The organism is Bradyrhizobium sp. WU425 (assembly GCF_021052305.1).
GTDB lineage: Bacteria > Pseudomonadota > Alphaproteobacteria > Rhizobiales > Xanthobacteraceae > Bradyrhizobium > Bradyrhizobium canariense_D.
Genome location: NZ_CP088089.1, coordinates 4766108 through 4790546, shown reverse-complemented (window position 1 = coordinate 4790546; position 24439 = coordinate 4766108). Strand labels below are relative to the sequence as shown.

Genomic DNA, 24439 nt, shown 5'->3' with positions numbered 1-24439 from the left:
TTTGGCGGGACCTATGGAAAAAGCGCATGACGTGCTGATCCGGAACTTGGGCGAGCACACCGCACTCGCCCAGGAGGATGTCGCCGAAATTCGCGGGCTGACCTTTTTGCAGCGCGAGTTCGCGCCGAACGAGGATTTCATCCGTCAGGGCGACGAACCCGAGCATTCGGCGCTGGTCGTCTCCGGCATGATCGCGCGCTACCATTTGCTCGACAGCGGCCGGCGGCAATACCTCGCGTTCCATCTGTCCGGCGACCTGCCGGACTCCCAGGGCTTGTTCATCGACCAGATGGACCATGGCCTCTGCGCCCTCGGGCCTGCCTCGGTGGCCTTCATCCCGCATCGCGAATTGTTCATTGCCTTCCGGCGACGGCCGACCTTCGCACTGTCGGTTTGGCGCGAGACCCTGCTCGATGCCGCGATCTTTCGCGAGGCCATCACCAACAACAGCGCCCGGCCGATGCACGCGCGCATGGCACACCTGTTCTGCGAGCTGTTCTACCGCGCCCGCGCAGCGCAGCTCGTCCGCGGCAATCGCTGCCGCCTGCCGCTCAGCCTGGCGCAGCTCGGCGAGACCTTGGGTATGGCGATCGCGACGGTGAACCGGACGCTCGCCGACCTCAGGCGGAGCGGGACCATGGACATGCACGACGGCGAGCTCATCGTCATGAAATGGCGCGAATTGCAGCGGCTCGGAGGCTTCAGTCCGACCTATCTGCACTTGAAGCGCCAATCGCCGCCGCATGCGTGAGACCTAAAGCTAACCGTCCGCGGCCGTGCGTCCCATCACCTCGTCAAAGTGCTTCTTCACCCAGTCGTTGCAGGAGCAGGCTCTGGCTTCGAGCGCCGGCGCATCTAGGATCAGGATGGCGCCGCGGCGTGTCGCGAGGATCCGCCTGGCCTTGAACATCTGGATGACGCGGCTGGCATAGCTGCGGGACACGCCGAGCATGCCGGCCAGCTGCTCATGGGTGAGGGGGATCTCGGGGCCGCCGACGTGCTCCTGCGCGGAGATGATCCACTTGGCGGCGCGCTGCTCGATCGAATGCGCGGCATTGCAGGCCGCGGTCTGGAGCAGCTGCGCGAACTGGCAGTCGGCGTAGCGAGAGAAGATTTGCAGAAGCGTGGCCGACCTCTGTTGGGCCTGCTCGAGCACGCGCGGCGGCAGCCGCAGCAGGGTGCCGCCCAGCTTCACGACGATGCGCGAATAGGCCAGCGAGGCGCTGCGGCCGGCGGCAATGCCCACCGCGCCCTCGCGCCCGACCAGCAGGCTTTCGACCTCGCGATCGTCCTCGACCGGCACGGCGAACGACACGAGCGTGGAACGGCAGGGAAAATGGACCGCCGCCACCTCGTCGCCGGCATGATAAAGGATGTGGCTCGCCTCGAGTTCGACCGGCTGGAGGTGCGGCGCGAGCAGTTCGAAATCCGGGCGGCTGAGCTGCTGGAGAAGATCGTTCTGGGGCCGACCGGTCACATGTCTTGCTCTGGCCGGGAATCGGCACCGGCCAGAACCCTACGTTTCCGTGACGGAGCCGACGGTTCCAAAGTGCACACAAGGCGTTTTTCAGCCGTTGAAAAATGGCCTCCGGCTTGCGGAATTCCAGAAAGTTTTGGCAAGGCATGGGACGAGGCAATGGCGCAGCCGAACCCAGCGGCCTTCAACAATGCGAGCTCTGTGCAGGAGTGCACACAGCAGGGGCGCGGCTCCAGCGTAGCGCGCTCGTCGCGGAGCGCCGCAGCCCGTGCGCTCTGCCCGACGGACCGCCGGCCTATACCTCAACGCCGCCGGGCCGGCGGGCCCGAGGGCGGCCGGGATGTTCATCACCCGAAGTTCGTCACCCGAAGCGTGCTTCGCAATCGTGCGCGGGCCGGCCTTTTTCCGCGTGGGCGCGATAGGCATCGATCGCCCTGTTGGCGAGCATCAGTTGCCGGCGCTCGCCGGTCCTGAGCTGGGCCTCAATGGCGTCGAGCAGGACGTTCGCCGTCTCGTCCGGGGAGCCGAGCTCTCCGCTCTGCTCCAGGAAACTCCAGGCGATGAAGAATGCGTTCTCGACGGTGCAGCGAATGGACATGGCTGCCAACGCGGCGCGGCCGTTGCCGTTCCGCGGGACAGACGAATGCTTTGAATTGGCGCGCGTGCCCGCTACTTCAGCGAGCTGCCGATCGAGGTGAACTTCTTGTTCAGCGTCGCGCCGAGATTGTTGACGACGGCGATGATCGCAAGCGCAATGCCGGCGGCGATCAGGCCGTACTCGATCGCTGTGGCGCCGGACTCGTCGGCGAGGAAGCGGCGGATCGTCTGCATGGTTGCCAGAAATCCAAAAAGAGAGCTGGCGAGGACCGTATTCTGCAGAGAGCGGGTTCCCCAATTTGGAACACGGGTCTGCGTCAGTTTCTAGTTCTTGAGCACGATGCGGCCGACGACCTTGCCGGCGCGAAGCTCGTCGATCCATGTTTGGACGTCGGCCATCGGCTCCTCGCGCATCGGCGTCGGCTTGATCTTGCCGGCGCGGGCGAGCGCCATCAGCTCGTGAGCCTCGGTGAGTGTGCCGACCATGAAGCCCTCGATGGTCATGCGCTTGTAGACCCATTGCACCATCGGCAACGTGAACTGGCCCCCCATCAGGCCGGAGACCACGATCTTGCCGCCGCGCGCGGCGACGGCGACCGCGAAAGCCATGGACTTCTCGTTGCCCGCGAAGTCGACGATCTCGTCGAAGCCGCCATCGGTTTCCTTGAGGATGCGCTTGACCACGTCGGGCTCGGCCGGATCGTAGGCCACCGCCGCGCCGTTCTTCAGCGCGGTTTCGCGCGCGGCACCGCTGAGGTCGGCGACCGTGATCGGCTGCTTGAACATGGCCGCCGCGAAGGAAAGGCCCATCATGCCGACACCGCCGAGGCCGATCAGCAGGAGGTTGCGCTGGCGCGGCCGGTCGACCAGGCGCTTGAGCGCGCCGTAGGCGGTGACGCCGGAGCACATCAGCGTCGCGGCCTGGTTGACGGGCAGGGGATCGTAGTCGAGCAGATATTTCGCGTCGGGCACCAGCACGTGGGTGGCGAAGCCGCCGTCGATGGAGACGCCGAGAAAGCGCTGTCTGGCGCAGAGATTCTCGTCGCCATTGGCGCAGTCGCGACACTGGCCGCAACCGATCCACGGAAACACCGCCTTCTTGCTGCCGACGAGACCGGCGAATACCTCGGGGCCGACTTCGTCGACCACGCCCGCGATCTCGTGGCCGAGCGTGAAGGGCAGCGTCATGCCGCGCGTGGTGTCGAGCTTCTTGCCGCCGCCGAGATCGGCGTAGCCGTCCTGGATGTGCAGATCGGAGTGGCAGAGGCCGCAACGCTCGATCCGCACCAGCACCTCTCGACCTTGCGGCTTCGGCGTCTCGACGATGGTCTCGCACAGCGGCGCATCGAACTTGACGAGGGACTGCCGACGCATCAACGCCATATTTCTTCCTCCGAAATTATCTCTCTGTTTCGCTGCGTATATTGGCCAATTCACGGGCCATGGCAACAAAGCCGGAAATCGGAACGGTCTCCGCGCGCCGCGTCGCATCGACGCCGGCAGCTGCGGCGAGCCGCGCGGGATCGGCGCCGAGCGCCTTCAGGCTTTGCCGCAGCATCTTGCGGCGCTGGCCGAAGGCGGCGGCCGCGACCTGTTCGAGCAGCTTGCGATCGCAGGCGAGAGGCGTTTCGCGCGGGATCAGTCGCACAACGGAAGACGTAACCTTCGGCGGCGGCACGAAGGCGGACGGCGCGATGTCGAACAGGATCTTGGTCTCGCAGCGCCAATTGGCGAGCACGCCGAGTCGGCCGAAGGCCTCTTCGTCCTCGCGCGCCACGATGCGCTCGCCGACCTCGCGCTGGAACATCAGGACCATCATTTCGTACCAGGGCGGCCAGGGTTCGGTGGTGAGCCAGCCGACGAGGAGGTGGGTCGCGATGTTGTAGGGCAGGTTGGCGACGATTTTTGCTCTTTCGCCTGATAGCAGCGGGCGCGGGTCGAAGGTCATGGCGTCGCCATGGACGATCTCGAGTCGGCCGGGATAGCGCGCAGCAATATCCTGCAAGGCAGGGATCGCGCGCTCGTCATGCTCGATGGCGATGACGCGTCTGGCGCCGAGCGCGAGCAGGGCGCGCGTCAGCCCGCCCGGGCCGGGGCCGATCTCGATGATGGTGGAATCCTCGAGTGGAGCCGCCGCACGCGCGATGCGCGCGGTGAGATTGAGGTCGAGGAGGAAGTTCTGGCCGAGCGATTTGCGCGCCGACAAGGCGTGCTGGCGAATGACCTCGCGAAGCGGCGGGAGGTCATCGATCGTGCTCATCGGGTTTTCGCAGCCGCCATCCGGCTCGCAAGCCTCAACGCAGCGATCAGGCTTGCCGGATTGGCCTTGCCGGTGCCGGCGATGTCGAAGGCGGTGCCGTGGTCGGGCGAGGTGCGGATGAAGGGCAGTCCGAGCGTGACGTTGACCGCGTCATCGAAGGCCACAGTCTTGATCGGGATCAGCGCCTGGTCGTGGTACATGCAGACGGCGCAGTCATAGCTGTTTCGCGCGGCTTCGTGGAACATGGTGTCGGCGGGGAGCGGTCCCTTCGCCTCGATACCGTCGCCCCGCAACGTCTTGATCGCCGGCGCGATCACGGTCTGCTCCTCGTGGCCGAGCGAGCCGTCCTCGCCCGCGTGCGGATTGAGGCCGGAAATCGCGATGCGCGGATTCGCGATGCCGAAGCGGGATTTGAGTTCGGTCGCGACGATGCGCACGGTCGAGACGATCAGCTCGCTGGTGAGCTGGGCCAGTGCATCGCGCAAGGAGACGTGGATGGTCACGGGCACTACGGCGAGCCGCGGCGACCACAGCATCATCACCGGCTGCGGGGTGGGGCCGTCTTCCGCGGCGAGTTCTGCGAGGAATTCGGTATGGCCGGGATGGCGGAAGCCGGCACGATAGAGCACGCTCTTGGCAATCGGATTGGTGACAACGGCGCCGGCGCGGCCCTCGCGGACATCCGTGACCGCCTGGCGGATCGAGGCGAGCGCGGCCGGCGCGCTCGATGCGTCGGGCTTGCCGGGCGCGGCGCTCGCGGGCTCGCCGGACGCAACCACGGGCAGGGCCTCGGGGAAGGCGGCCTCGGCCTCGCCGGTGGTCACCGAAGCGATCCTGACGGCAGCGCCGAGCGCCTTGGCGCGGCGGGCGATCAGCGCCTCGTCGCCGAGCAGATAGAAGGCGGGCAGGTCCAGTTCGCGGCGCTTGAGCCAGGCTGCGATGGTGATGTCGGGGCCGATGCCGGCAGGCTCTCCCAGCGTCAGGGCGAGGGGCTTGGCAGGCTGCTTGGCCATCAGCGGTTGCGATACTCGATCATCGCCGCCTTGCGGAGCTCCTCGAGATAGGTCTTCTGGGTCTTCTCGTACTTCTCCTGATACATCTTCTCGCGGACCTCGCGCTTCTTCGGCGTGTCGATCATGGTCGGCTTGCGCGAGCACAGCACCACCATCTCGATGCCTGCCTTGGTCGTCTCGGGCGCGGTCAGGTGGCCGATCGGCGTGTCGTCGAGCACCTTACGCAGCGCCTCGGGTAATTCAGCGGTGGTCTTGGTGACGACGTCGCGGATGGTGGCGTTCGGCGTGGAGCGGAACAGCGAATTGGCTTCTTCGCAGCTTCCGACGCGCGAGCGATACTGCTCGGCTTCCTTATGCCGTGTCTCCAGGAACGCCGGCGACGAGCCCCGTGGCACGATCAGCACGATCGGCTGCATCTTGTATTCGGTGCCCTCGATCTGCAGCTTGTCGCCGGTCTGGGCCTGCACGGCCTGCGCGACGTCCTTCTCGCCGACCAGCAGCTTCTCCTTGAAGCGGCCGCGCACGAGGCTGGTCCAGACCATCTCGGCCTTCATGCGGCTCTTCAGGGTTTCGGGGCGGACGCCCTTGACCTCTAGCGACTTGGTGAGCTGGTCCGGCGAGATGCGCATGCGCTGCGCCATGCCCTCGTAGGACTGGTTGATGTCGGAGACGCCGGGGTCGACACCATATTTCTTGCCTTCCTTCATCTTCACCCGGTCGTCGATCAGCTCGTTGATGACGTCCTGGCGGGCCGGTGTCTTCTGCGTCGTCAGCTGGTCGAGCTTGGAGCGCTGCTCGATGTCGAAGTCGGTGATGGGATCGCCGTTGACCATCAAGACGATGTTCTGCGCACGCAACGGCGCGCCCGCCAGCAGCAGGGCGGCGAGGATGAGGAAGAGGCGGAAGACAGGCAATGGGATCGTCATATTTGTCGCTCGCATGTCAGCCGAGGTGAACCTGCGATCGGGAACACGCGGCCGGCACCTTCAAACCGTTCACTGGAGTCCGCCGCCGGAACTGCTGGTGGTCGCTGTGTTCGCCAGCGTGCGCAGGCCGATCTGGAACATGATCGCGTGGTTCAGCACGGGCGGGGTCGAGCCTGCGGAATAGCTATACGCAGTTACATAGTTCAAGCCGAGCACAAAACAATCGTCGACGTAGCCGGCACCGAGCACATACTGGTTGATCTTGTTGGCCTCAAGGTCCCAGCGCGCCGAGCCCGTGACCACCCAATTGGCCGCGAGCTTGATCGAGCCTGACGTCAGGATGCCCTCGCGGCGGGTTAGATAGCCGAGTTCCGGCTGCGCCGCGTAATTGCCGTACAGCATGCTGACTGACCAGCGGTTGAAGTTGGCGCGGCCTTCCGCCTCGAAGCGCTGCACGTTCCAGGTCTGCTCGTCCATGCGCGAGCGAACGCTGAACGTATAGGTGCTGTTGGGCGAATAGGCGGCGCTCGCCACATAGTCGGAGCGCGGCCTTTGCAGGCCGGAATCCACGCCGGTATTGATGGAGTCCTGGACCGCGAAGGAGTTCATGCCGAACAGCTGGTAGGACTGGCCGAACAGCGTCTTGATGGCTCCGCCCCTGTCGAACTGCGTGGTGGACTGCACGCCGACATTGGCGCGGCCGCCGCCCTCGACACGGTCGTAGCCGGAGAACTTGTCGACGCTGAACAGGTTCGAGGCGTCGAACACCATGCTCTGCGCGTCCTCGTTGGGGAGCTTGCCGGCATAGGTCTCGTTCGGCCGGATGATGATCTGCGCGATCGGCTCGATGGTGGTCGAACCCCAGGGCTGAACGTTGATGAAGGGGTAGCGGTATTCGAGGCCCACGGTCGGCATCAGGCGGAGCGCCTGGGTATCGCCGACGGGCAAATAGTTCGACACGCCCGGCTGGTTGGAGACCGAGGAGTTGATCGCGTCGGCGCGGAGAATGGCGAACGGCGTCCAGATTTCACCGAACGGATCGGTGAAGGACTTGCGCCACTGCGCTTCCGCCGTCAGGCGGGTGTAGGTACCCGGGAAGCCGCGCAGCAGGCACTGCGACGGCGTACGCGCGAGCGGATCGGCCGACACCGTCGTGCACAGGCTGTTGGTGTTGGCGAGCGTCGTGATCGGATCGAACACCGCGGTGTCACGCGACAGGTTCACGAAATTGGTCTTGTAGCTGAACTCGCCGCCGAAGACTGGATAGTTCAGCACGTTCGAGTAGTCGATCACGGGGTAGACGACCGGCACCTGGTTCTGGTTGCCCGAGTAACTCAGCCAGTACATCGTGCGCGCGTCGAAGAAGCTGCGATTGCCGACACCGGTCAGGTAAAGCTGCGAGAGTGCATCCGTCGGCAGATACAGGAACGAGCCCAGCGGATCGCGATATTGCGACAACCGATAGTCCGAGAAGAAATAATAGTCGGACATCAGGACACCGTCCCAACCCCAGACCCATTTGTCGTTCAGCGCGAACTGACCCTTGGTGTCGACGGCGCCGCGGAACTGCTTGTCGCCGGGCTGGCCAGCGAGCGCGCTCCGATCGAGCTGGTCGATGCCGTAGACGCGGATCTGATAGGCGCCGTCCATCAGGCGCTGGCGAAATTCGGCCTGGAACAGCACGCCCTGCCTGGACGTGATGCGCGGGTTGAAGGTGGCGTCCATGTCGGGCGCGATCGCCCAGTAGAACGGAACCTCGACGCCGTAGCCGAACGGCGTATTCGACGTGAAGCCCGGCATCAGGAAGCCGGTCTTGCGCTTCACGGTCGGGTCGGGCGTCGAGAAATAGGGCATATAGGCGATCGGCACGCCGAAGAATTCGAGCTGCGCCGTCTCGAAATACAGCATCTTCTCCTGCTGGTCGTGGATGATGCGCGCACCCTTGACCTGCCAGAGCGGCGGCTTCTTCGGATCGTCCTTGCACGGCGCGCAGGCCGTGTAGACGCCGTTCTCGAACACCGTGTAGTTGCCGCTGGAGCGATCGGAGCGGCTCGCCGCCATGCGGGTCTGGTCGGCCGTATCAACGCGCAGCGAATCGACGAAGCCGTCACGGTAGTCGTCGGACAGGTCCAGGATCTCGGCATAGGTGATCTTGCCGTCGGCATCCGTCATACGGATGTTGCCTTCGGCATGGAGCCGCTTGGTCTTCTGGTCGTAGATGACCTTGTCGGCCTCGACGCTGGTGCCGTTGTAGAACAGCTGGACGTTACCGACCGCGGAGACGCGCGAATTGTTGTAGTCGTAATCGACCTCGGTCGCCTGAACCAGCATCTGGTTGTCGTTGACGGCCTTCGGCGGCTTCGCACGCGGCGGCAGCGGATTGTAGGTGAAGCTCTGGGCGAATGCCGGCGTCACGGCGGCAACGTCCATCACGCCACCGAGCGATGCCACGGCGGCGACAGCAAGCAGGAATCTGCGAATGGACAAGCCACACCCGTTCGCGCGCACCAATGTGCGCCGCGTCAAACGAGACACGGGCCCTCGGTGGACGGCCGTCACTATCCGTCCTCCTGATACAGCAAGGCCAAAAAGCCGGTGAGGCCGCCCACCACCACGGGCAACCACGCCGCAGCGATCGGATGCATCAACTCAGCCTTGCTCAAATCTTCAGTCACTTTCGACAGAACGTAGAGCAGAAAGCCTGCGCCCACGCCACTCAAAACCATCTTCTGCACGCCGCCCATCCGGAAGAAGCGCAACGACACGGAGGCCGCGAGCATCACCATGGCTGCAAGCAAAAACGGCTGTGCCAGAAGCTTCTGATACTGGAGTCGGTATCCGGCTGTCGCGAAGCCCGAGCTTTCGGATGAGCGGATGTAGCTCGGTAGTTGCCAAAAGGACACAGTCTCGGGTGTGGAAAAGCTGTTGCGGACCTGGGCCTCGGTCAGCGTGGTCGGAATCTCCAGGCTGGCCTGATCGACCGGCGGCGAATCCAGCGAGAAGCGGCGGACGCCCTTGAACAGCCAACGGCCGGCCTCGAGCGTCGCCTCGCGCGCCTCGACCCGTTCCTTGAAGTGCTGCTCTGTGTCAAACCGGAACAGCGTGAGTCCGGTGAGCCGGATACCCTGCTGCTCGCTGCGCGCCGCATTGATGATCGTCTCGCCGTCGCTGGTCTTCTGGTTGAGCCAGAAGCCGGAGGCGTCCTGAATGCCGCCGCCGGGCGCCGAGCCGAACAGCTCGGCTTCCATGCGCTTGGACAGCTCGCGCAGATTGGCCGACATCGGATTGTAGGCGACGGTGGCGATCACGCCGATCAGGAGCGCGCTGCCGAGCGCCGGCGAGATGAATTGCCATGCGGAGACGCCGGCGGCGCGCGCGACGACGAGCTCGAGCCGGCGGGAGAGGGCGAGATAGCAGGTCATGGCGCCGATCAGCATGCAGAACGGCGTCAGCTTCTCCAAAAGCTGCGGCACGCGGAACAGCGAGGTCTCGGCCACCATGACTGCGGAGGCGGATGCGAGCCCTGAGGTCTTGCGCACCATCTCGATGTAATCGACCAGCACCAGCAGCAGGAAAATGCCGGCGAACACGCCGAGCGCCGCGACCACGAAACGGCCGGCGAAATAGCGCCCGAGTGTGTTGGTGAGCATGCTCATGCGGTGGCCGGCCGTCCGAACAGCCGCGCGATGCGCGCGTTCGACCTGTTGATGGCCTCCATGAGGCGCGGCGGCGGTTCGACCACAAGGCCGCCAATGATGATCGCCAGCCCGACGCCGATGGCACCAATGACCATGGCATATTGGACCAGCACCGCGCCCGGCGATTTCACCGCCATCACCGAGCAGGCGAAGCCGGCCATGCGCAGGCCGAACACGGCAAGAATCGAGGAGCCGATCGAGAAATTGCGGCTCTGGCGCGTGGTGCGAGGCGCACCCAGAAACGCAAAGGTCAGCACGGCAAAGGCGAAGGGATAGATCGGCGCCAGCAGGCTGTCATGCAGGGCCGAGCGGAACTGGCCGGGAATCTGCTTGTAGACGGGATCGTCCTCGGACGGCGAGAGCAACTCCCAGAGATAACGCTCGCGGATGCCGAGGGTGACGTCGCGGCCCTGGCCCGAGAACTTGGACATGTCGAAGCCGTAGCGGCCGAACGCCACCAGCGCGGGATCGCGCTTGCCGGCCTCGAAGCGCTGGAGATTGCCAGTCTCCAGCACCAGGAACGATCCGGTCTCGTTCTTCACGACTTCGCCGTGCTCGGCGACGATCGAGACCCGCTCGTTCGGATCGCGGCGGTCGTCGATGAAGATGCCGGCGAGGATGCCGCCGGGCTGGCGTTCGCGAATCCGGATCGTCAGGTTCTTGTCGAGCTGGGCGAAGCGGCCGGGCTGCAGGATGTTGGTGAGCACGTCGGCGGTGATCTCGGCGTCCCACTGCTTGATCCGCCGCATGCCGTCGGGAGCGAGATAGGCCGCGATGAAGGCGACCAGCAGCGCCACCACGCAGGTGGCGTAGAAGAACGGATAGAACAGCCGGAATGGCGAGAAGCCGGCGGCATTCATCACGATGATCTCGGAATCGGTCGCGAGCTTGTTCAGCGTATGCGAGATCGCGATCATCAGCGCGATCGGCGAGATGATCAGGACCAGCGCGGGCACGACGAGGCTGGTGATCCCGAGGAAGGTCAGGATGGTCTGACCCTGGCTCGTCATCAGGTCGATGCCGCGCAACGCTTGCGTAATCCAGATCACGCCCGTGAGGCTGACCAGGACCAGCGCAAACGACGCGAGCGTCGTGCGGAAGATATACCTATCGATTGACCCCATGCGCTACCGCACGAATCCCACCAAGTCCCCAATGCCGGCCGGAATTCCGGCTGTCCAACCAATCCCCGCAAGGGGATCCCCAAGGTCGGCCAACCATCTCATCCGCCGGCTTACTCTCTCAGTACCATCCCTTTGATCCGTCAACAAAATGGCTGCCCCGTGGCACCCTCAATATATGGTTAATATTTCCCTCGTTGTGGCCCCTCGGCCACGGGGGGTGCTTGGCATCTGCCGGGCCGGTGGCCCATAGTGCGGCACGCTCAGTGAATCGCCGTTCAGCTCCGGCCCGTGGCCGGGACCGCCGATCGGTAAAAAGCGCAATGTTTTTGAGGAGTTACTCATGTCCGATGCCATTAAGGTCGGCTTCGTTCCATTGTCTGCCGCCGCCCGTGGCATCATGGTCGTGTTCTGCGACGACAGCCTGAAGCTCGGCCCGGCGACCGCCAAGGCGCTCGGCGGGGCCACCGAACTCGTGAAGCGGGCGGCCACCGCCGCCGCCTTCAAGGGCAAAAGCGGCGCGGCGCTCGACATCCTTGCGCCCGAAGGCGTGAAGGCCACCCGCCTGATCGTGATCGGCGCCGGCAAGGCGACCGGTCTGAAGGCGAACGACTTCCTCAAATTCGGCGGCGTGGCGGCGAGCAAGCTTCCGGCCGGGGCGGCGGCCATGACTATCATGGCGGAACTTCCAAACGGCGCCATGACCAGCGAGCAGGCGGTCGCGATCGCCTCGGGCCTGCGGCTGCGCACCTACAACTTCGACCGTTACAAGACCAGGAAGAAGGATGGCGAGGAGGGCGGCACGCGCGCCGACGTCTCGTTTGCGGTCGGCGACGTGGTCGCCGCGAAGAAGGCGTTTACATCGGCGGCTGCGATCGTGGACGGCGTGATCATTGCGCGCGACCTCGTCAACGAGCCGCCGAACGTGCTTTTTCCCGAGGAGTTCGCGCGCCGCGCAGGCCTGCTCCGCAAGCTCGGCGTCAAGATCGAGGTCCTCGACGTCAAGGCCATGGACAAGCTCGGCATGGGCGCTCTGCTCGGCGTCGGCCAGGGCTCGGCGCGGCCGAGCCGCACCGTGATCATGCGTTGGGACGGCGGCAAGAAAGGTGAGGCGCCGGTTGCCTTCGTCGGCAAGGGCGTCTGCTTCGACACCGGCGGCATTTCGATCAAGCCGGCCGGCAGCATGGAGGACATGAAGGGCGACATGGGAGGCGCTGCCTGCGTCGTCGGCCTGATGCATGCGCTCGCGGCCCGCAAGGCCAAGGTCAACGTCGTCGGCGCCATCGGCCTGGTCGAGAACATGCCGGACGGCAACGCGCAGCGCCCAGGCGACATCGTCACCTCGATGTCGGGCCAGACCATCGAGATCATCAACACCGACGCGGAAGGCCGCCTGGTGCTTGCCGATGTGCTCTGGTACGTCGCCAAGAAAACCAAGCCGAAATTCATGGTGGATCTGGCGACGTTGACCGGCGCCATCGTGGTCGCGCTCGGCACCGAGCATGCCGGAATGTTCTCCAACAATGACGAGCTTGCCGAGCGGCTGCTGGCGGCCGGCATCGAGAGCGGCGAGAAGGTCTGGCGCCTGCCGCTTGGCCCTGAATACGACAAGCTGATCGATTCCCAGTTCGCCGACATGAAGAACACCGGCGGCCGCCATGGCGGCTCGATCACCGCGGCGCAGTTCCTCCAGCGCTTCGTGGATGGCACGCCCTGGGCGCATCTCGACATCGCTGGGACCGCCATGGGCGCGCCGAAGACCGACATCAACCAGAGCTGGGGAAGCGGCTATGGCGTTCGCTTGCTCGACCGTCTGGTCGCAGATCACTACGAGCGCAAATGACCCGAGATGACTGAAGTCCTCTTCTACCATCTGCAAAACATGACGGTGGAGAACGTGTTGCCGCCGCTTCTCGAGAAATCGCTCGAGCGCGGCTGGCGCGTCGTTGTGCAGTCGAATTCGCCGGAGCGCGCCGATGCGCTCGACGCCCATTTGTGGACCTATCGCGACGATTCCTTCCTGCCGCACGCGACATGGCGGGTGAGCGACGCTGCCGATCAGCCGATCGTGCTGGCGGTCGAGGAGGACAATCCGAACGGTGCCAATGTCCGCTTCCTCGTCGACAACGCCGCGCTGCCGCAGGACGCGCAGGCCTATGAGCGCATGGTGCTGCTGTTCGACGGCGACGATCCGGACGCGCTTGCGTTCGCCCGCAGCGCCTGGACGGATTGCAAGGCGCGGGGATTTGATGTCACTTATTGGCAGGCTGACGAGCGGGGCCGGTGGCAGAAGCGGAATTAGCGGTCGCTCGCAATTAATGATAATTTGCACTTTTCGGGTGATGATGGCTTTTGTCACCTTCGTGCCGCAAAGTGATGTTGCTACAATTGCTTAGGGCCGATCCTTCACTCGGGGATTTTAGTTTATCGTGCGACATCAAAAGCTTCCCAGCTCGCTCATAATTGCGTTGGCGGCCGTAGCCCCGCTGGTTGCGGGCTGTTCGGGCGGGACCGATCTGTTGTCCAGGGATGCCCAGTGGTTCAACACGCCCAGCCGCCTGTTCATCAAAAGCATCTCGATTGAGTCGCCGCCGCTGACCCCCGACAAGCCGGTTGGGGCCGAGGATCTGGTCAGCGCCGACGGGGCTTGTGCCGGCATGGCGCCGCCGCCCGGGCCGGCTGATGCGAATGCGTCGACGACCGCGCCGGCTCCCATGGGCGGCACCGTCGCGCTCGGCCACACCGAATGCGATGTGGTGCGCGGCATCGGCGCGCCCTCGAGCGTCAACCTCTCCGGTGATGCCGCCGGCAGGCGCGTTGCGGTCGTGACCTGGACGACCGGTCCGCGCGCTGGCATCTATACCTTCACGGCCGGTCGCCTGTCCTCGATCGAGGGCACGCCGGAGGCGCCGGTCATGCCGAAGGCGACCAAGCCGAAGCCGAAGAAGAAGTCGGCGTAACACAAGTCGACCTTTTGGCCTGAAGCTGGTTGCGGCTGTCGATGCGATCAGCCGCGCACTCCTATCCCCATCATCAAGCGGCTTTGCATTCCTTGATCGCGGTTGCCGAGGCGTGAACCGTGATCTCTCCCGTTCGCGCTCGCCGGCGATCTTGTTCGCGAGTTTCGACATCGCGGATGCCGACCTTCGCCCAAAGTGCCTTCATTGCCTCGAGCTGCGTTCTTCCGCGCGCGTTGAAAATCACGGGGGCGTTACGCGTGATCCGTGATCAGGCGGTTCGTGATGAGCAAGCCTTCGCATCCGCTGTCGGAAACTGCCCCGAAGCAAAACTGGAGGAAATCTCCAGAATAATCACGCGCGTCTCAAGCAACGGTTCAAGAATGTCATGTGCGCGAATGCTACGCGTCGAACGGAGGGGCTAGGTCGGAAGGATCATTTGGATGTCCATTACCTCTGTGTTTTCCCCGGTTACGGGGCAACTCATCATTTTCGGCGACAGCGCGAATAACGGCCTCGTGATAAGTCGCGACAAGTCCGGCCGCATCCTGGTTGATAACGGGCACGTGAAAACGGTTGGTGGCGAACCCACGGTCGACAACACCACCGCGATCGACATCTTCGGTCAAGGCGGTGACGACACGATCACCGTCGACGAATGCCACGGACCGATGCCGGCGGTGCACATCTTCGGCGGCGACGGCAATGACAGGATCACGGGCGGCTCGGGAGCCGACCTCCTGTTTGGTCAGGCCGGCAACGATTTGATCAAGGGCGGCGGCGGCAACGATCTGCTGTTCGGCGGAGCGGGTAACGACGTCCTGGACGGCGGCAGCGGCGACAACCAGCTGTTCGGCGAGGCCGGCGACGACGTCATGATCTGGAATCCCGGCGGCGGCACCAACCTGTTCGAAGGTGGTGAGGGCAACGATACGGCTCAGGTCAACGGAAACAACGCCGCCGAGACGTTCACAATCACGGCGAACGGCACCCGCGTGCGGCTCGACGGGACGGGCGCGGCGCCGTTTTCGCTCGACATCGGCACGACTGAAAATCTCGTCTTGCACAGCGGCGGCGGCGACGATGTCATCACCGCGGGCAATGGGCTCGGCAGCCTGATCTCGCTGACGCTCGATGGCGGCGCCGGCAACGACCGGATCATCGGCGGCGACGGCAACGACCTCATCATCGGCGGCAGCGGCGACGACATCGTCAATGGCGGACGCGGCAACGACGTCGCCCAGCTCGGGAGTGGCGACGACACTTTCATCTGGAATCCCGGTGACGGCAGCGACACGGTCGAGGGCGGCTCGGGCAGCGACAAGCTGCTTTTCAATGGCGCTAACATCAACGAGACCATCAACATCTCGGCCAATGGCGGCCGGGTGCGCTTCACCCGCGATGTCGCCAACATCACGATGGATCTCAACAGCGTCGAGCAGATCGAATTCGATGCGCGTGGCGGCGCCGACAACATCACCGTCGGCGACCTCACCCGGACCGGCGTCAAGCAGGTGCTGGTTGATCTCGGAGCCGTTCCGGGAGGGACGCAAGGCGACGGCGCTGCTGATACGGTGACCGTCAACGGCAGCAACGGCAATCAGCACATCGAGGTCACAGCCGCGGGCACAACGGTCACGGTCACGGGGCTGCCGGAGGTCGTGACGATCGCAAATGCAGAGGCCGGCAACGACCGGCTGGTCGTGCAGGCGCTCGGCGGCAACGACGTGATCGATGCATCCACGCTCGGCGCGGCGATCGGGCTGACCATCGACGGCGGTGCGGGCAACGACACCATCACCGGCAGCCAGGGAGCCGACACCCTGATCGGCGGCGACGGCAACGACAAGGTCATCGGCGGCCGCGGCAATGACGTCGCGCTTCTCGGCGCAGGCGACGACATCTTCACGTGGAATCCCGGTGACGGCAGCGACACTGTCGAAGGCCGCACGGGAACCGATACGCTGGTGTTCAACGGCGCCAATGTGGCCGAGACCATGTCGATCTCGGCGAACGGAAGCCGTGCGCTACTCACCCGTGACGTCGGTGCTATCGTCATGGACCTCGCCGGCGTCGAGCACGTGCAGATCGCGGCGGCAGGCGGCGCCGACAACATCACCGTCAACGATCTGACCGGGACAGGAATCACGCAGGTTGCCATCGACCTCAGTGCCGGCCCCGGCAGCCAGAGCGGCGATGCCGCGGCGGACCGCGTGACCGCGAACGGCACGACCGGTGACGACAACATATCGGTCGTGACCGCCGGCGGATCGATCGTGGTCAACGGCCTCGCTGCGCAGGTGACGATTGCGCATGCGGACGCCGGTGATGTGCTCGGCATCAACGGCGGCCAAGGCAATGATGTCATCGATGCGTCTTCCATCAAGGCGGGACAGTTGTTCCGCCTCAACATCAATGGCGGCGACGGCAACGACACCATCACAGGCAGTGCCGGCAATGACATTGTGAACGGCGGACGCGGCAACGATTTCGCCAATCTCGGTGCGGGCGACGACACCTTCATCTGGAACCCCGGCGACGGCAGCGATACCGTCGAAGGCGGGAAGGGCACCGACACTCTGGCATTCAACGGCGCCAATATCAGCGAGAACATCAACATCTCGGCCAATGGCGGCCGGGTGCTGTTCACGCGAGATGTTGCCGCCATTGCGATGGACCTGAACGGGGTCGAACATGTCGACTTCAATGCTCTCGGCGGTGCCGACAACATTACGGTCGGTGACCTCTCCGGCACCGGCGTCAGCCAGGTCGACCTCGATCTCGGCGCCAATGACGGCGCCGCGGATACCGTGACCATCAACGCAACCGGCGGCAACGACGTCATCACGGTGACCGAGCACGACGGCATCATCACGGTGTCGGGGCTTGGCCAGGACATCAACATTACCGATGCCGGCGCGGGCGACAGGATCGTCATCAACGGTCTCGATGGCGACGACGTCATCACGGCCTCCGGTCTGCACGGCGGCATCCAGCTCGTTGCCAATGGCGGCAACGGCGACGACGTGCTGATCGGCAGCCCCGGCAACGACACGCTGGCGGGTGGTGCCGGTGATGACGTGCTGATCGGCGGCGGGGGCCTCGACGTCCTCGACGGCGGCACCGGCAACAACGTCGTCATCCAGGGCGGTGCGTTCGCGGCCGCGATGCTGCTCAACCAGGCCATGGCGGCCAGCTTCGTCCCGGCAGGTGAGGGGAACGGCGAGATGCCGCTGCCCGATCCGCACGCGATGCAGAACCAGGTGCTCGCACCGCCGCAGCACGCCTGAAGCCGACTGCATCGGCCCGGAGAACGCTCATGACGACGAACGCGGTCTCCACCGATACGGGGCTCGATGCATTGCTGACACTGCTGCATCTGCAAGGTGTTGCGGCCGATCGCGAGCAGCTCAGGCACCGGCTGGGCGCGGCAAGCTTCGGCGCAGCGGATATCGTCCGCTGCGCCAGGTCTCTCGGACTTAAAGCGCGAACCTATCGAACGCAGTGGAGCCGTCTGTCGGACACCCCGCTGCCTGCGATCGCAATGCTGCGGGACGGCGGCTTCATGGTCATCGCAAAGGCCTCCGCCGATAAGGTGCTGGTGCAGTCCCCGGAGGCGCAGCGTCCGGTACTGATGGATCGCGACGAGCTGTGCGCGATCTGGGACGGCGGTTTGATCCTGATGGTTCGGCGCGCCGGCCTGTCCGACCTCGGGCGGCACTTCGATATCACCTGGTTCATCGGCGCGATCGGCAAATACCGGCGGCTGCTGGGCGAGGTGCTGGCGGCTTCGTTCTTCATCCAGCTTTTTGCGCTGGTCTCGCCGTTGTTCTTCCAGGTCGTGATCGACAAGGTGCTGGTGCACCGCTCGCTGTCCACGCTCGACGTCCTCGTCATTGGCCTCGTCGTCGTCTCCCTGTTCGACACCGTGCTCGGGATCCTGCGCAATTACCTGTTTGCGCACACCACCAACCGCATTGACGTCGAGCTCGGGGCACGCCTGTTCCACCACCTGCTGGCGCTGCCGATGGCGTGGTTTCAGGCCAGGCGCGTCGGAGATTCCGTGGCCCGGGTCCGTGAGCTCGAGAACATCCGCAATTTCATCACCAGCTCGTCGCTGACGCTTCTCATCGACCTGGTCTTCACCTCGGTGTTCCTGGCGGTGATGTTCGCCTATTCGGCGCAGATGAGCTTCATCGTGCTGGCATCGTTCCCGTTCTACATCGCGATCTCGGCCGTGGCGACGCCGCTGTTTCGCCGCAGGCTGGACGAGAAATTCCGCCGCGGCGCCGAGAACCAGGCCTTCCTGGTCGAGAGCGTCAGCGGCATCGAAACGCTGAAGGCGATGGCGGTCGAGCCGCAGATGCAGCGCCGCTGGGAAGAGCAGCTCGCAGGCTATGTCGCCGCGAGCTTCGGTGTCACCAGCCTCGGCAACACGGCTAGCCAGCTGGTGCAGCTCGTCAGCAAGGTCGTCACCGCCGCCATTCTCTATGTCGGCGCCAGACTGGTGATCGGTGACGCATTGACCGTCGGCGAGCTCGTTGCCTTCAACATCTTCGCAGGGCGGGTGTCGGCCCCGGTGCTGCGGCTCGCGCAGGTCTGGCAGGATTTTCATCAGGCGCGACTGTCGATCGCCCGGCTCGGCGACATCCTCAACAGCGCGGCGGAGCCTGCTTACTCCGCGGCCCGCGCGGGGCTGCCGCCGATCCGGGGCAACATCCGCTTCGAGCACGTCTCTTTCCGCTACCGGCCCGATGGGCCGGAGATCCTGCACGATGTCTCATTCGACATTCCAGCCGGACAAACCGTCGGCATCGTCGGATCGTCCGGTTCGGGCAAAAGCACCTTCGCCAAGCTGGTGCAGCGGCTCTATGTACCGCAAGGCGGCCGCGTGCTGGTCGACGGAATGGATCTGATGACGACCGACCCGGCCGGACTCCGTCGGCAGATCGGAATCGTGCTCCAGGACAACATGCTGTTCAACCGGTCGGTGCGCGACAACATCGCGCTGGCCGATCCAAGCCTGCCGATGGATCGCATCATCGATGCGGCGAAGCTGGCGGGCGCGCATGATTTCATTCTGGAGCTCCCCGAGGGCTACGATACGGTGGTCGGCGAGCGCGGCTCGACGCTCTCGGGCGGGCAGCGCCAGCGCATCGCGATTGCCCGCGCACTGGTGGGCAATCCCCGGATCCTGATCTTCGACGAAGCCACCAGCGCGCTCGACTATGAAAGCGAGCGGATCATCCATGACAACATGAAGGAGATCGCGAAAGGCCGCACCGTCCTGATCATCGCGCACCGTCTGTCCACCGTCCGCGGCGCCGATCGCATCTTCACCCTGGAACGCGGCCGTCTGGTCGAGGACGGCACGCATGATGCGCTGATCAAGACCGGCGGCCGCTATGCCGCCCTGCATCGTCTCCAGGGAGGCATTTATGAGGTCGGCTAACACTGTGCCGGCCGCTCGTCCGGAGCAGACCGTGATCCCGTTCCGGAATGGAAAGGGCCGGCGCGCCGAGGAAGTCGCCTTCCTGCCGGCAGCGCTGGAAATCACGGAAACACCGCCATCGCCGATCGGCCGCGCCATCGCCCTGGCCCTCATGCTGCTTGTCTGCGCGGCGCTGGCCTGGTCGGCTTGGGGCACGATCGACATCGTGACCTCCGCAACCGGCAAGGTCGTGTCGAGCGGGCGAAGCAAGGTGATCCAGCCGTTCGAGACCGGCGTGGTGCGCGCCATTCACGTGCAGGACGGGCAATCGGTCAAGGCGGGCGACCTGCTGATCGAGCTCGATCCGACGGTGAACGCCGCAGAGCGCGATCGTCTGCATGACGATCTCATGGCCGAGCGGCTCAACGTCGCGCGCCTCCGCGCCGCATTGGCGGGCGGCGAAGGGGTATCCGCTGATCTCGTCGTACCAGAGGATGCCGATCCCATGCTGGTTGCGACGCAACGGCAGCTCCTCGCCAATCAGGTCAGCGAGAACAGGGCCAAGCTCGCGGCGCTGGCACGTCAGGAAGCGCAGAAGGAGGCCGAACATCAGACGATTGCGGCGACGATTCACAAGCTTGATGCGTTGCTGCCGATCACCCAGCAGCGTGTCGAGATCCGCAAGACGCTGATGGAGAAGGAGATCGGCTCGAAGCTGACCTACTATGAGACCCTCCAGCTCCAGATCGAGCAGCAGGAGGAGCTTCGCGTCCAGAGCAGCCGCTTGAAGGAGGCCGAGGCGGCCGTCGCCGCGATCCGGGAGACCCGCATCCAGGCCCTGGCCGAGTACAGGAAGAGTCTCTCCGACGAGCTGGCTAAGAGCGAACAGAAAGCCAATGGCGTCGCACGCGATCTGATCAAGGCGCAGCAGAGGACGAGGCTTCAGCAACTGACGTCGCCGGTCGACGGCGTCGTGCAGCAGCTTGCGGTCCACACCGTGGGCGGCGTGGTCACGCCCGCGCAGTCGCTGCTGGTAATCGTGCCGACCGATACGCGGCTCGAGATCGAGGCGATGATCTCCAATCGCGATATCGGATTTGTCGAGGCCGGGCAGGGTGCTGCCATCAAAATCGACACTTTCAATTTCACCCGCTACGGGCTTCTCGCAGGCCAGGTCGTGAGCGTCTCGCAGGACGCCATCATCCGCGACCGGCCGCAGGAGCGCGGGAGCGACCGTCCGCTCGCGACCCAACGCGACAGCAGCGAGCCCAGCGGGCAGGAGTTGAGCTACAGCGCCCGCATCTCGCTCGATCGCACCCAGATGCAGGTGGACGACCGCCTCGTCAGCCTGTCGCCGGGAATGGCGGTGACCGTCGAGATCAGGACCGGTTCGCGCACCATCCTGAGCTACCTGCTATCGCCGCTGCAGCGCTACCGGCACGAGATCATGCGCGAGCGCTAGTTCCCGCATGATGCCGACGAAGCTTCGCGAGACGCGCTGAGAACCAATCGGGCTTTTCGGCAGCTACACCATGCCGCGGGCGCGCCACTCCTGATGAAGTCATTTTGGTGTGGCCCCGCAGCCCGGAATGCGTACATAGGAGCAAGCAAAAAAATTTGGAGGAAAGCATGCGGCTCATTGCCCTCGTATCGGCTCTGGTCCTGCCGTTTGGCGCGGCGCTCGCCCAGGACTATCCGATCAGGCCCGTCACCATGCTGGTGCCGTTCGCCGCCGGCGGACCTACGGACACGATTGCTCGCCTGACCGCGGCCGGCATGGCGAAATCGCTTGGCCAACAGGTCGTCGTCGAGAACGCGCCCGGCGCCGGTGGTACCATCGCCACGACCCGCGCCTCGCGAGCCCAGCCCGACGGATACACGCTGCTGATCCATCATGTCGGCCTCTCGACGGCCGCCACACTGTACCGCAACCTCAGCTATGACACGAAGACGGCCTTTGCGCCGATCGGGCTTGTGACCAATGCGCCGATGACCATCATCGCGCGTCCGGATTTTCCGGCCGACACGCTGAAGGAATTGATCGCCTACGCCCAACAGCAGGGCGACAAGCTGACCTATGCCAATGCCGGACTCGGCGCGGCGTCGCATCTCTGCGGCATGCTGTTCATGACAGCGATCCAGAAGCAGCTCACCGCGGTGCCCTACAAGGGCAACGGCCCCATCATGAACGACCTTCTCGGCCGGCAGATCGATCTTACCTGCGACCAGGCGACGAATACCACCGGCCCGATCATGTCGAAGCAGGTCAAGGCCTATGCGATCACCACCAAGGAGCGGCTGAAGAGCCTGCCCGATCTGCCGACCGCCGACGAGGCCGGCCTCAAAGGGTTCGAACTTGGTGTCTGGCACGGCATCTATGCCCCCAAGGGAACGCCACCGGCGGTCGTTCAGAAGCTGACCGCGGCGCTCCAGTCCGCCCTTAGGGATTCCACGCTGATCGCCCGGTTCAACGACATCAACACGGAGCCGGTCCCGCAGGAGAAGGCGACGCCGGAGGCGCTGGCCGCGATGCTCGCGAGCGAAGTCGACCGTTGGGCTCCGATGATCAAGGCAGCGGGCCAATTCGCGGACTGAGCCATTCCTGCTCAATTCGTGCCGACATCGCTGCGTGAGCGGGCTAAGTCACCACGGTAAAAAACAGTCCATTCAACAGCCAATCACCCGGTAGCAAAATACCGGTACTGTGCATGGGGTTGTTTTTGCGATTTTAATGTCGGGCCGGTCGCGGAGGCGTCAGCCCGCCGCCTCGTCGAACTGCGTGCTCGCCTCGAGCCACTGCTCCTCGGCGCGCGCCAGCGCGTCGGCCGCATTGGCGCGCGCTTTCGACAGTTGCGCGGCCTGCTTGGGATCGCGGGTGAAGATGTCGGGCAGGGCCAGCGCAGTGTCGATCTTGCTGATGATCGCGCTGACGCGGGCGATCTCGGTCTCAGCTTCCGCGATACGTTTCTTCAGCGAGCCGCGATTGTCCGATCTCGGACGCTGCGGCTTCTCGCTCGGCGCGTTGCGCTCTCGCGGGGCGGGCTCGCCATTGCGCGCGGACAGCACCAGGCGGCGATATTCGTCGAGGTCTCCGTCGTAATTAGTCACGGTGCGGTCGGCGACGATCCAGAGTTGATCGGCGCAGGACTCGATCAGATAGCGATCATGCGAAACCATGATGACGGCGCCGGGGAATTCGTTGATGGCTTCCGCAAGCGCGGCGCGGCTGTCGATGTCGAGATGGTTGGTCGGCTCGTCCAGGATGATCATGTTGGGGCCGAAGAAGGTCGCCAGTCCCAGCAGGAGCCGCGCCTTCTCGCCGCCCGACAATTTTCCGACCTTGGTATCGGCCGCCTTGCCGGAAAAGCCGATCGCACCGGCGCGGGCGCGTACTTTGGCTTCCGGCGCCTCGCCCATCAGCTTGCGGACGTGGTCGTAGGTCGAGGCATCCTCGTTCAATTCGTCGAGCTGGTGCTGGGCGAAATAGGCAATCGAGAGCTTGTCGGCGCGGGTCACCTTGCCCGAGAACGGCGCGAGGCGGCCGGCGAGCAGCTTCACGAGAGTCGACTTGCCGTTGCCATTTGAGCCGAGCAGCGCGATGCGGTCGTCATTATCGACGCGCAAGGTGACGCGGTTCAGCACGGGCGTGGTCGGATCGTAGCCGACCACGACGTTGTCGGCGGCGATGATCGGCGGCGACAGGATTTTCTCGGGCGCGGGAAAGCTGATCTCGCGTACGTCCTGGGTGACCAGCGCCGTGATCGGCTTCAGCCGCTCCAGCATTTTCACACGGGACTGCGCCTGGCGGGCTTTCGAGGCCTTGGCCTTGAAACGGTCGACGAAGGCTTGCAGGCGGGCGCGTTCGGCTTCCTGGCGCTTGACCGCTTTGGCATCGAGCATCTCGCGCATGGCGCGCTGCTCCTCGAAGGAGGAGTAGGTGCCCTTGTAAAGGGTGAGCTTGCTGCGATCCAGATGCAGGATCTGGTCGACCGAGCTTTCCAGCAGGTCGCGATCATGGCTGATCACGATAACGGTGCGCGGATAATGCGCGAGGTGATCCTCGAGCCACAGCGTGCCTTCGAGGTCGAGATAGTTGGTGGGCTCGTCGAGCAGCAACAGGTCGGGAGCCGCAAACAGCGTTGCGGCGAGCGCAACGCGCATGCGCCAGCCGCCGGAGAATTCGGCGCAGGGGCGGAGCTGGTCGGCGGCGGAGAAGCCGAGACCGGAAAGGATGGCTGCGGCGCGGCTCGGCGCCGAATGCGCGTCGATGTCGACCAGCCGGGTCTGGATCTCGGCGATCTGGTGCGGGTCGGTCGCGCTCTCGGCCTCGGTGAGCAGTGCGTCGCGTTCGAGGTCGGCCTTGAGCACGACCGAGATCAGGCTCTCGGGGCCGTTCGGCGCTTCCTGCGCCAGGCTGCCGACGCGCCAGCGGGGCGGCAGGCTGACCGTGCCGTGCTCGGCGGCGAGCTCGCCGCGGATCACCTTGAACAGGGTCGATTTGCCGGTGCCGTTGCGACCGACCATGCCCACGCGGGATCCGGGCGTGATCTGCACGGAACTCTGGTCAATCAGAAGGCGTCCGGCGAGGCGGATGGAGAGGTCGGTGATGGAGAGCATGCGGCCTTGTCACCGCACCCGCGATCAAACGCAACCCGTTTTTCTGTGTTTGCAAGCCGGTGCTTGTCAACTCAGTGCGAATCGCGCTCGCGCTGCTTCAGCTCATTGAGGAGTTGCTCGAGGTGCGTCGGCAGCCTGGCTTCGGGCCGCAGGCTCTGCTGGAGCCGTTCGCCCACCGCATCGCGGATCGAGCGGCTGGTGCGCCGGTCGATTTGCTCGCTATCGTCGGCGAAAAGGCTAACCATCGCAGAGTTCCGTGTTCTCAAAGAAGCGACACGGTACCAAGTCCTTGGCCCCCAAATGGTTTCGCCACTCGCGGCGATTGCGCGGCATTCTAGCAAA

General features: G+C 64.7%; 20 protein-coding genes. 8 read left to right on the top strand and 12 right to left on the bottom strand.

Annotated elements, in window-relative coordinates; genetic code table 11:
- The first annotated feature begins 13 nt into the window (after positions 1–13).
- The gene (locus BcanWU425_RS23310) at positions 14–751 is read left to right on the top strand and encodes a Crp/Fnr family transcriptional regulator (protein WP_204510994.1); all 738 of its coding nucleotides are present in this window, start codon (positions 14–16) and stop codon (positions 749–751) included.
- A gap of 9 nt (positions 752–760) precedes the next feature.
- Here BcanWU425_RS23310 and BcanWU425_RS23305 read toward each other — a convergent pair whose 3' ends face one another.
- The 10 genes from BcanWU425_RS23305 to lptF all read right to left on the bottom strand — a co-directional run bounded on the left by BcanWU425_RS23305 (position 761) and on the right by lptF (position 11095).
- A complete protein-coding gene (locus BcanWU425_RS23305) occupies positions 761–1477 on the bottom strand; it encodes a Crp/Fnr family transcriptional regulator (RefSeq protein ID WP_085352920.1) in 717 nt (238 codons plus the stop codon).
- 361 nt (positions 1478–1838) lie between these two features.
- A complete protein-coding gene (locus BcanWU425_RS23300) occupies positions 1839–2075 on the bottom strand; it encodes a hypothetical protein (RefSeq protein WP_018459101.1) in 237 nt (78 codons plus the stop codon).
- A 71-nt stretch (positions 2076–2146) separates the two neighbouring features.
- A complete protein-coding gene (locus BcanWU425_RS23295; RefSeq protein ID WP_018459100.1) occupies positions 2147–2308 on the bottom strand; it encodes a Flp family type IVb pilin in 162 nt (53 codons plus the stop codon).
- A gap of 90 nt (positions 2309–2398) precedes the next feature.
- Positions 2399–3457 (bottom strand): alcohol dehydrogenase, encoded by a 1059-nt coding sequence (locus BcanWU425_RS23290; RefSeq protein ID WP_018459099.1) that lies wholly within the window; start codon positions 3455–3457, stop codon positions 2399–2401.
- A gap of 16 nt (positions 3458–3473) precedes the next feature.
- Positions 3474–4334, bottom strand: a complete 861-nt coding sequence (gene rsmA, locus BcanWU425_RS23285; protein WP_018459098.1) for a 16S rRNA (adenine(1518)-N(6)/adenine(1519)-N(6))-dimethyltransferase RsmA — start codon at positions 4332–4334, stop codon at positions 3474–3476.
- Positions 4331–5347: a 4-hydroxythreonine-4-phosphate dehydrogenase PdxA gene (gene pdxA / locus BcanWU425_RS23280; protein WP_085352922.1), complete on the bottom strand. Its 1017-nt coding sequence runs from the start codon at positions 5345–5347 to the stop codon at positions 4331–4333. The genes rsmA and pdxA overlap by 4 nt, the downstream gene beginning before the upstream one ends.
- On the bottom strand, positions 5347–6273 hold the full coding sequence (locus tag BcanWU425_RS23275) for a SurA N- domain family protein (RefSeq protein WP_026233734.1): 927 nt from the start codon (positions 6271–6273) through the stop codon (positions 5347–5349). The genes pdxA and BcanWU425_RS23275 overlap by 1 nt, the downstream gene beginning before the upstream one ends.
- 69 nt (positions 6274–6342) lie before the next feature.
- Positions 6343–8832 carry an LPS-assembly protein LptD gene (locus BcanWU425_RS23270; protein WP_204510995.1) on the bottom strand — a complete coding sequence of 830 codons (2490 nt, stop codon included), beginning with the start codon at positions 8830–8832 and terminating at the stop codon, positions 6343–6345.
- Complete coding sequence (gene lptG / locus BcanWU425_RS23265) at positions 8832–9929, bottom strand: LPS export ABC transporter permease LptG (protein ID WP_018459094.1); 1098 nt, start codon at positions 9927–9929, stop codon at positions 8832–8834. Before lptG ends, BcanWU425_RS23270 begins: the two co-directional genes overlap by 1 nt.
- Entirely contained in the window at positions 9926–11095 is a 1170-nt protein-coding gene (gene lptF, locus BcanWU425_RS23260) for an LPS export ABC transporter permease LptF (protein WP_018459093.1), read from the bottom strand. The genes lptG and lptF overlap by 4 nt, the downstream gene beginning before the upstream one ends.
- Before the next feature lie 340 nt (positions 11096–11435).
- On the opposite strand from lptF, the gene BcanWU425_RS23255 reads away from it, so the two are divergent.
- From BcanWU425_RS23255 to BcanWU425_RS23225, 7 genes are all read left to right on the top strand, one after another.
- On the top strand, positions 11436–12935 hold the full coding sequence (locus BcanWU425_RS23255) for a leucyl aminopeptidase (RefSeq protein WP_204510996.1): 1500 nt from the start codon (positions 11436–11438) through the stop codon (positions 12933–12935).
- Between the two features lie 6 nt (positions 12936–12941).
- Positions 12942–13394 (top strand): DNA polymerase III subunit chi, encoded by a 453-nt coding sequence (locus BcanWU425_RS23250; protein ID WP_204510997.1) that lies wholly within the window; start codon positions 12942–12944, stop codon positions 13392–13394.
- 166 nt (positions 13395–13560) lie between these two features.
- Positions 13561–14052, top strand: coding sequence for a hypothetical protein (locus BcanWU425_RS23245; RefSeq protein WP_018459090.1), 492 nt, complete (start codon positions 13561–13563; stop codon positions 14050–14052).
- A 440-nt stretch (positions 14053–14492) separates the two neighbouring features.
- Positions 14493–17339, top strand: coding sequence for a beta strand repeat-containing protein (locus tag BcanWU425_RS23240; protein ID WP_204510998.1), 2847 nt, complete (start codon positions 14493–14495; stop codon positions 17337–17339).
- 29 nt (positions 17340–17368) lie between these two features.
- Positions 17369–19501: a type I secretion system permease/ATPase gene (locus tag BcanWU425_RS23235; protein WP_204510999.1), complete on the top strand. Its 2133-nt coding sequence runs from the start codon at positions 17369–17371 to the stop codon at positions 19499–19501.
- A complete protein-coding gene (locus BcanWU425_RS23230; protein ID WP_204511000.1) occupies positions 19488–20942 on the top strand; it encodes an HlyD family type I secretion periplasmic adaptor subunit in 1455 nt (484 codons plus the stop codon). Before BcanWU425_RS23235 ends, BcanWU425_RS23230 begins: the two co-directional genes overlap by 14 nt.
- A gap of 167 nt (positions 20943–21109) precedes the next feature.
- Positions 21110–22075, top strand: a complete 966-nt coding sequence (locus BcanWU425_RS23225) for a tripartite tricarboxylate transporter substrate-binding protein (RefSeq protein WP_204511001.1) — start codon at positions 21110–21112, stop codon at positions 22073–22075.
- A gap of 159 nt (positions 22076–22234) precedes the next feature.
- Here the strand turns inward: BcanWU425_RS23225 and BcanWU425_RS23220 are convergent, their stop codons facing one another.
- Together BcanWU425_RS23220 and BcanWU425_RS23215 are read right to left on the bottom strand one after the other, a co-directional pair.
- Positions 22235–24097 (bottom strand): ABC-F family ATP-binding cassette domain-containing protein, encoded by a 1863-nt coding sequence (locus BcanWU425_RS23220; RefSeq protein WP_018459084.1) that lies wholly within the window; start codon positions 24095–24097, stop codon positions 22235–22237.
- Positions 24098–24168: 71 nt separating this feature from the next.
- Entirely contained in the window at positions 24169–24342 is a 174-nt protein-coding gene (locus tag BcanWU425_RS23215) for a hypothetical protein (protein WP_007609361.1), read from the bottom strand.
- Between the last annotated feature and the right edge of the window lie 97 nt (positions 24343–24439).

Coding starts and splice junctions, on each gene's coding strand:
- BcanWU425_RS23310 (WP_204510994.1), top strand. CDS start 14: ATGGAAAAAGCGCATGACGTGCTGATCCGGAACTTGGGCGAGCACACC.
- BcanWU425_RS23300 (WP_018459101.1), bottom strand. CDS start 2,075: ATGTCCATTCGCTGCACCGTCGAGAACGCATTCTTCATCGCCTGGAGT.
- BcanWU425_RS23295 (WP_018459100.1), bottom strand. CDS start 2,308: ATGCAGACGATCCGCCGCTTCCTCGCCGACGAGTCCGGCGCCACAGCG.
- BcanWU425_RS23290 (WP_018459099.1), bottom strand. CDS start 3,457: ATGGCGTTGATGCGTCGGCAGTCCCTCGTCAAGTTCGATGCGCCGCTG.
- rsmA (WP_018459098.1), bottom strand. CDS start 4,334: ATGAGCACGATCGATGACCTCCCGCCGCTTCGCGAGGTCATTCGCCAG.
- pdxA (WP_085352922.1), bottom strand. CDS start 5,347: ATGGCCAAGCAGCCTGCCAAGCCCCTCGCCCTGACGCTGGGAGAGCCT.
- BcanWU425_RS23275 (WP_026233734.1), bottom strand. CDS start 6,273: ATGACGATCCCATTGCCTGTCTTCCGCCTCTTCCTCATCCTCGCCGCC.
- lptG (WP_018459094.1), bottom strand. CDS start 9,929: ATGAGCATGCTCACCAACACACTCGGGCGCTATTTCGCCGGCCGTTTC.
- lptF (WP_018459093.1), bottom strand. CDS start 11,095: ATGGGGTCAATCGATAGGTATATCTTCCGCACGACGCTCGCGTCGTTT.
- BcanWU425_RS23255 (WP_204510996.1), top strand. CDS start 11,436: ATGTCCGATGCCATTAAGGTCGGCTTCGTTCCATTGTCTGCCGCCGCC.
- BcanWU425_RS23250 (WP_204510997.1), top strand. CDS start 12,942: ATGACTGAAGTCCTCTTCTACCATCTGCAAAACATGACGGTGGAGAAC.
- BcanWU425_RS23240 (WP_204510998.1), top strand. CDS start 14,493: ATGTCCATTACCTCTGTGTTTTCCCCGGTTACGGGGCAACTCATCATT.
- BcanWU425_RS23235 (WP_204510999.1), top strand. CDS start 17,369: ATGACGACGAACGCGGTCTCCACCGATACGGGGCTCGATGCATTGCTG.
- BcanWU425_RS23230 (WP_204511000.1), top strand. CDS start 19,488: ATGAGGTCGGCTAACACTGTGCCGGCCGCTCGTCCGGAGCAGACCGTG.
- BcanWU425_RS23225 (WP_204511001.1), top strand. CDS start 21,110: ATGCGGCTCATTGCCCTCGTATCGGCTCTGGTCCTGCCGTTTGGCGCG.
- BcanWU425_RS23220 (WP_018459084.1), bottom strand. CDS start 24,097: ATGCTCTCCATCACCGACCTCTCCATCCGCCTCGCCGGACGCCTTCTG.
- BcanWU425_RS23215 (WP_007609361.1), bottom strand. CDS start 24,342: ATGGTTAGCCTTTTCGCCGACGATAGCGAGCAAATCGACCGGCGCACC.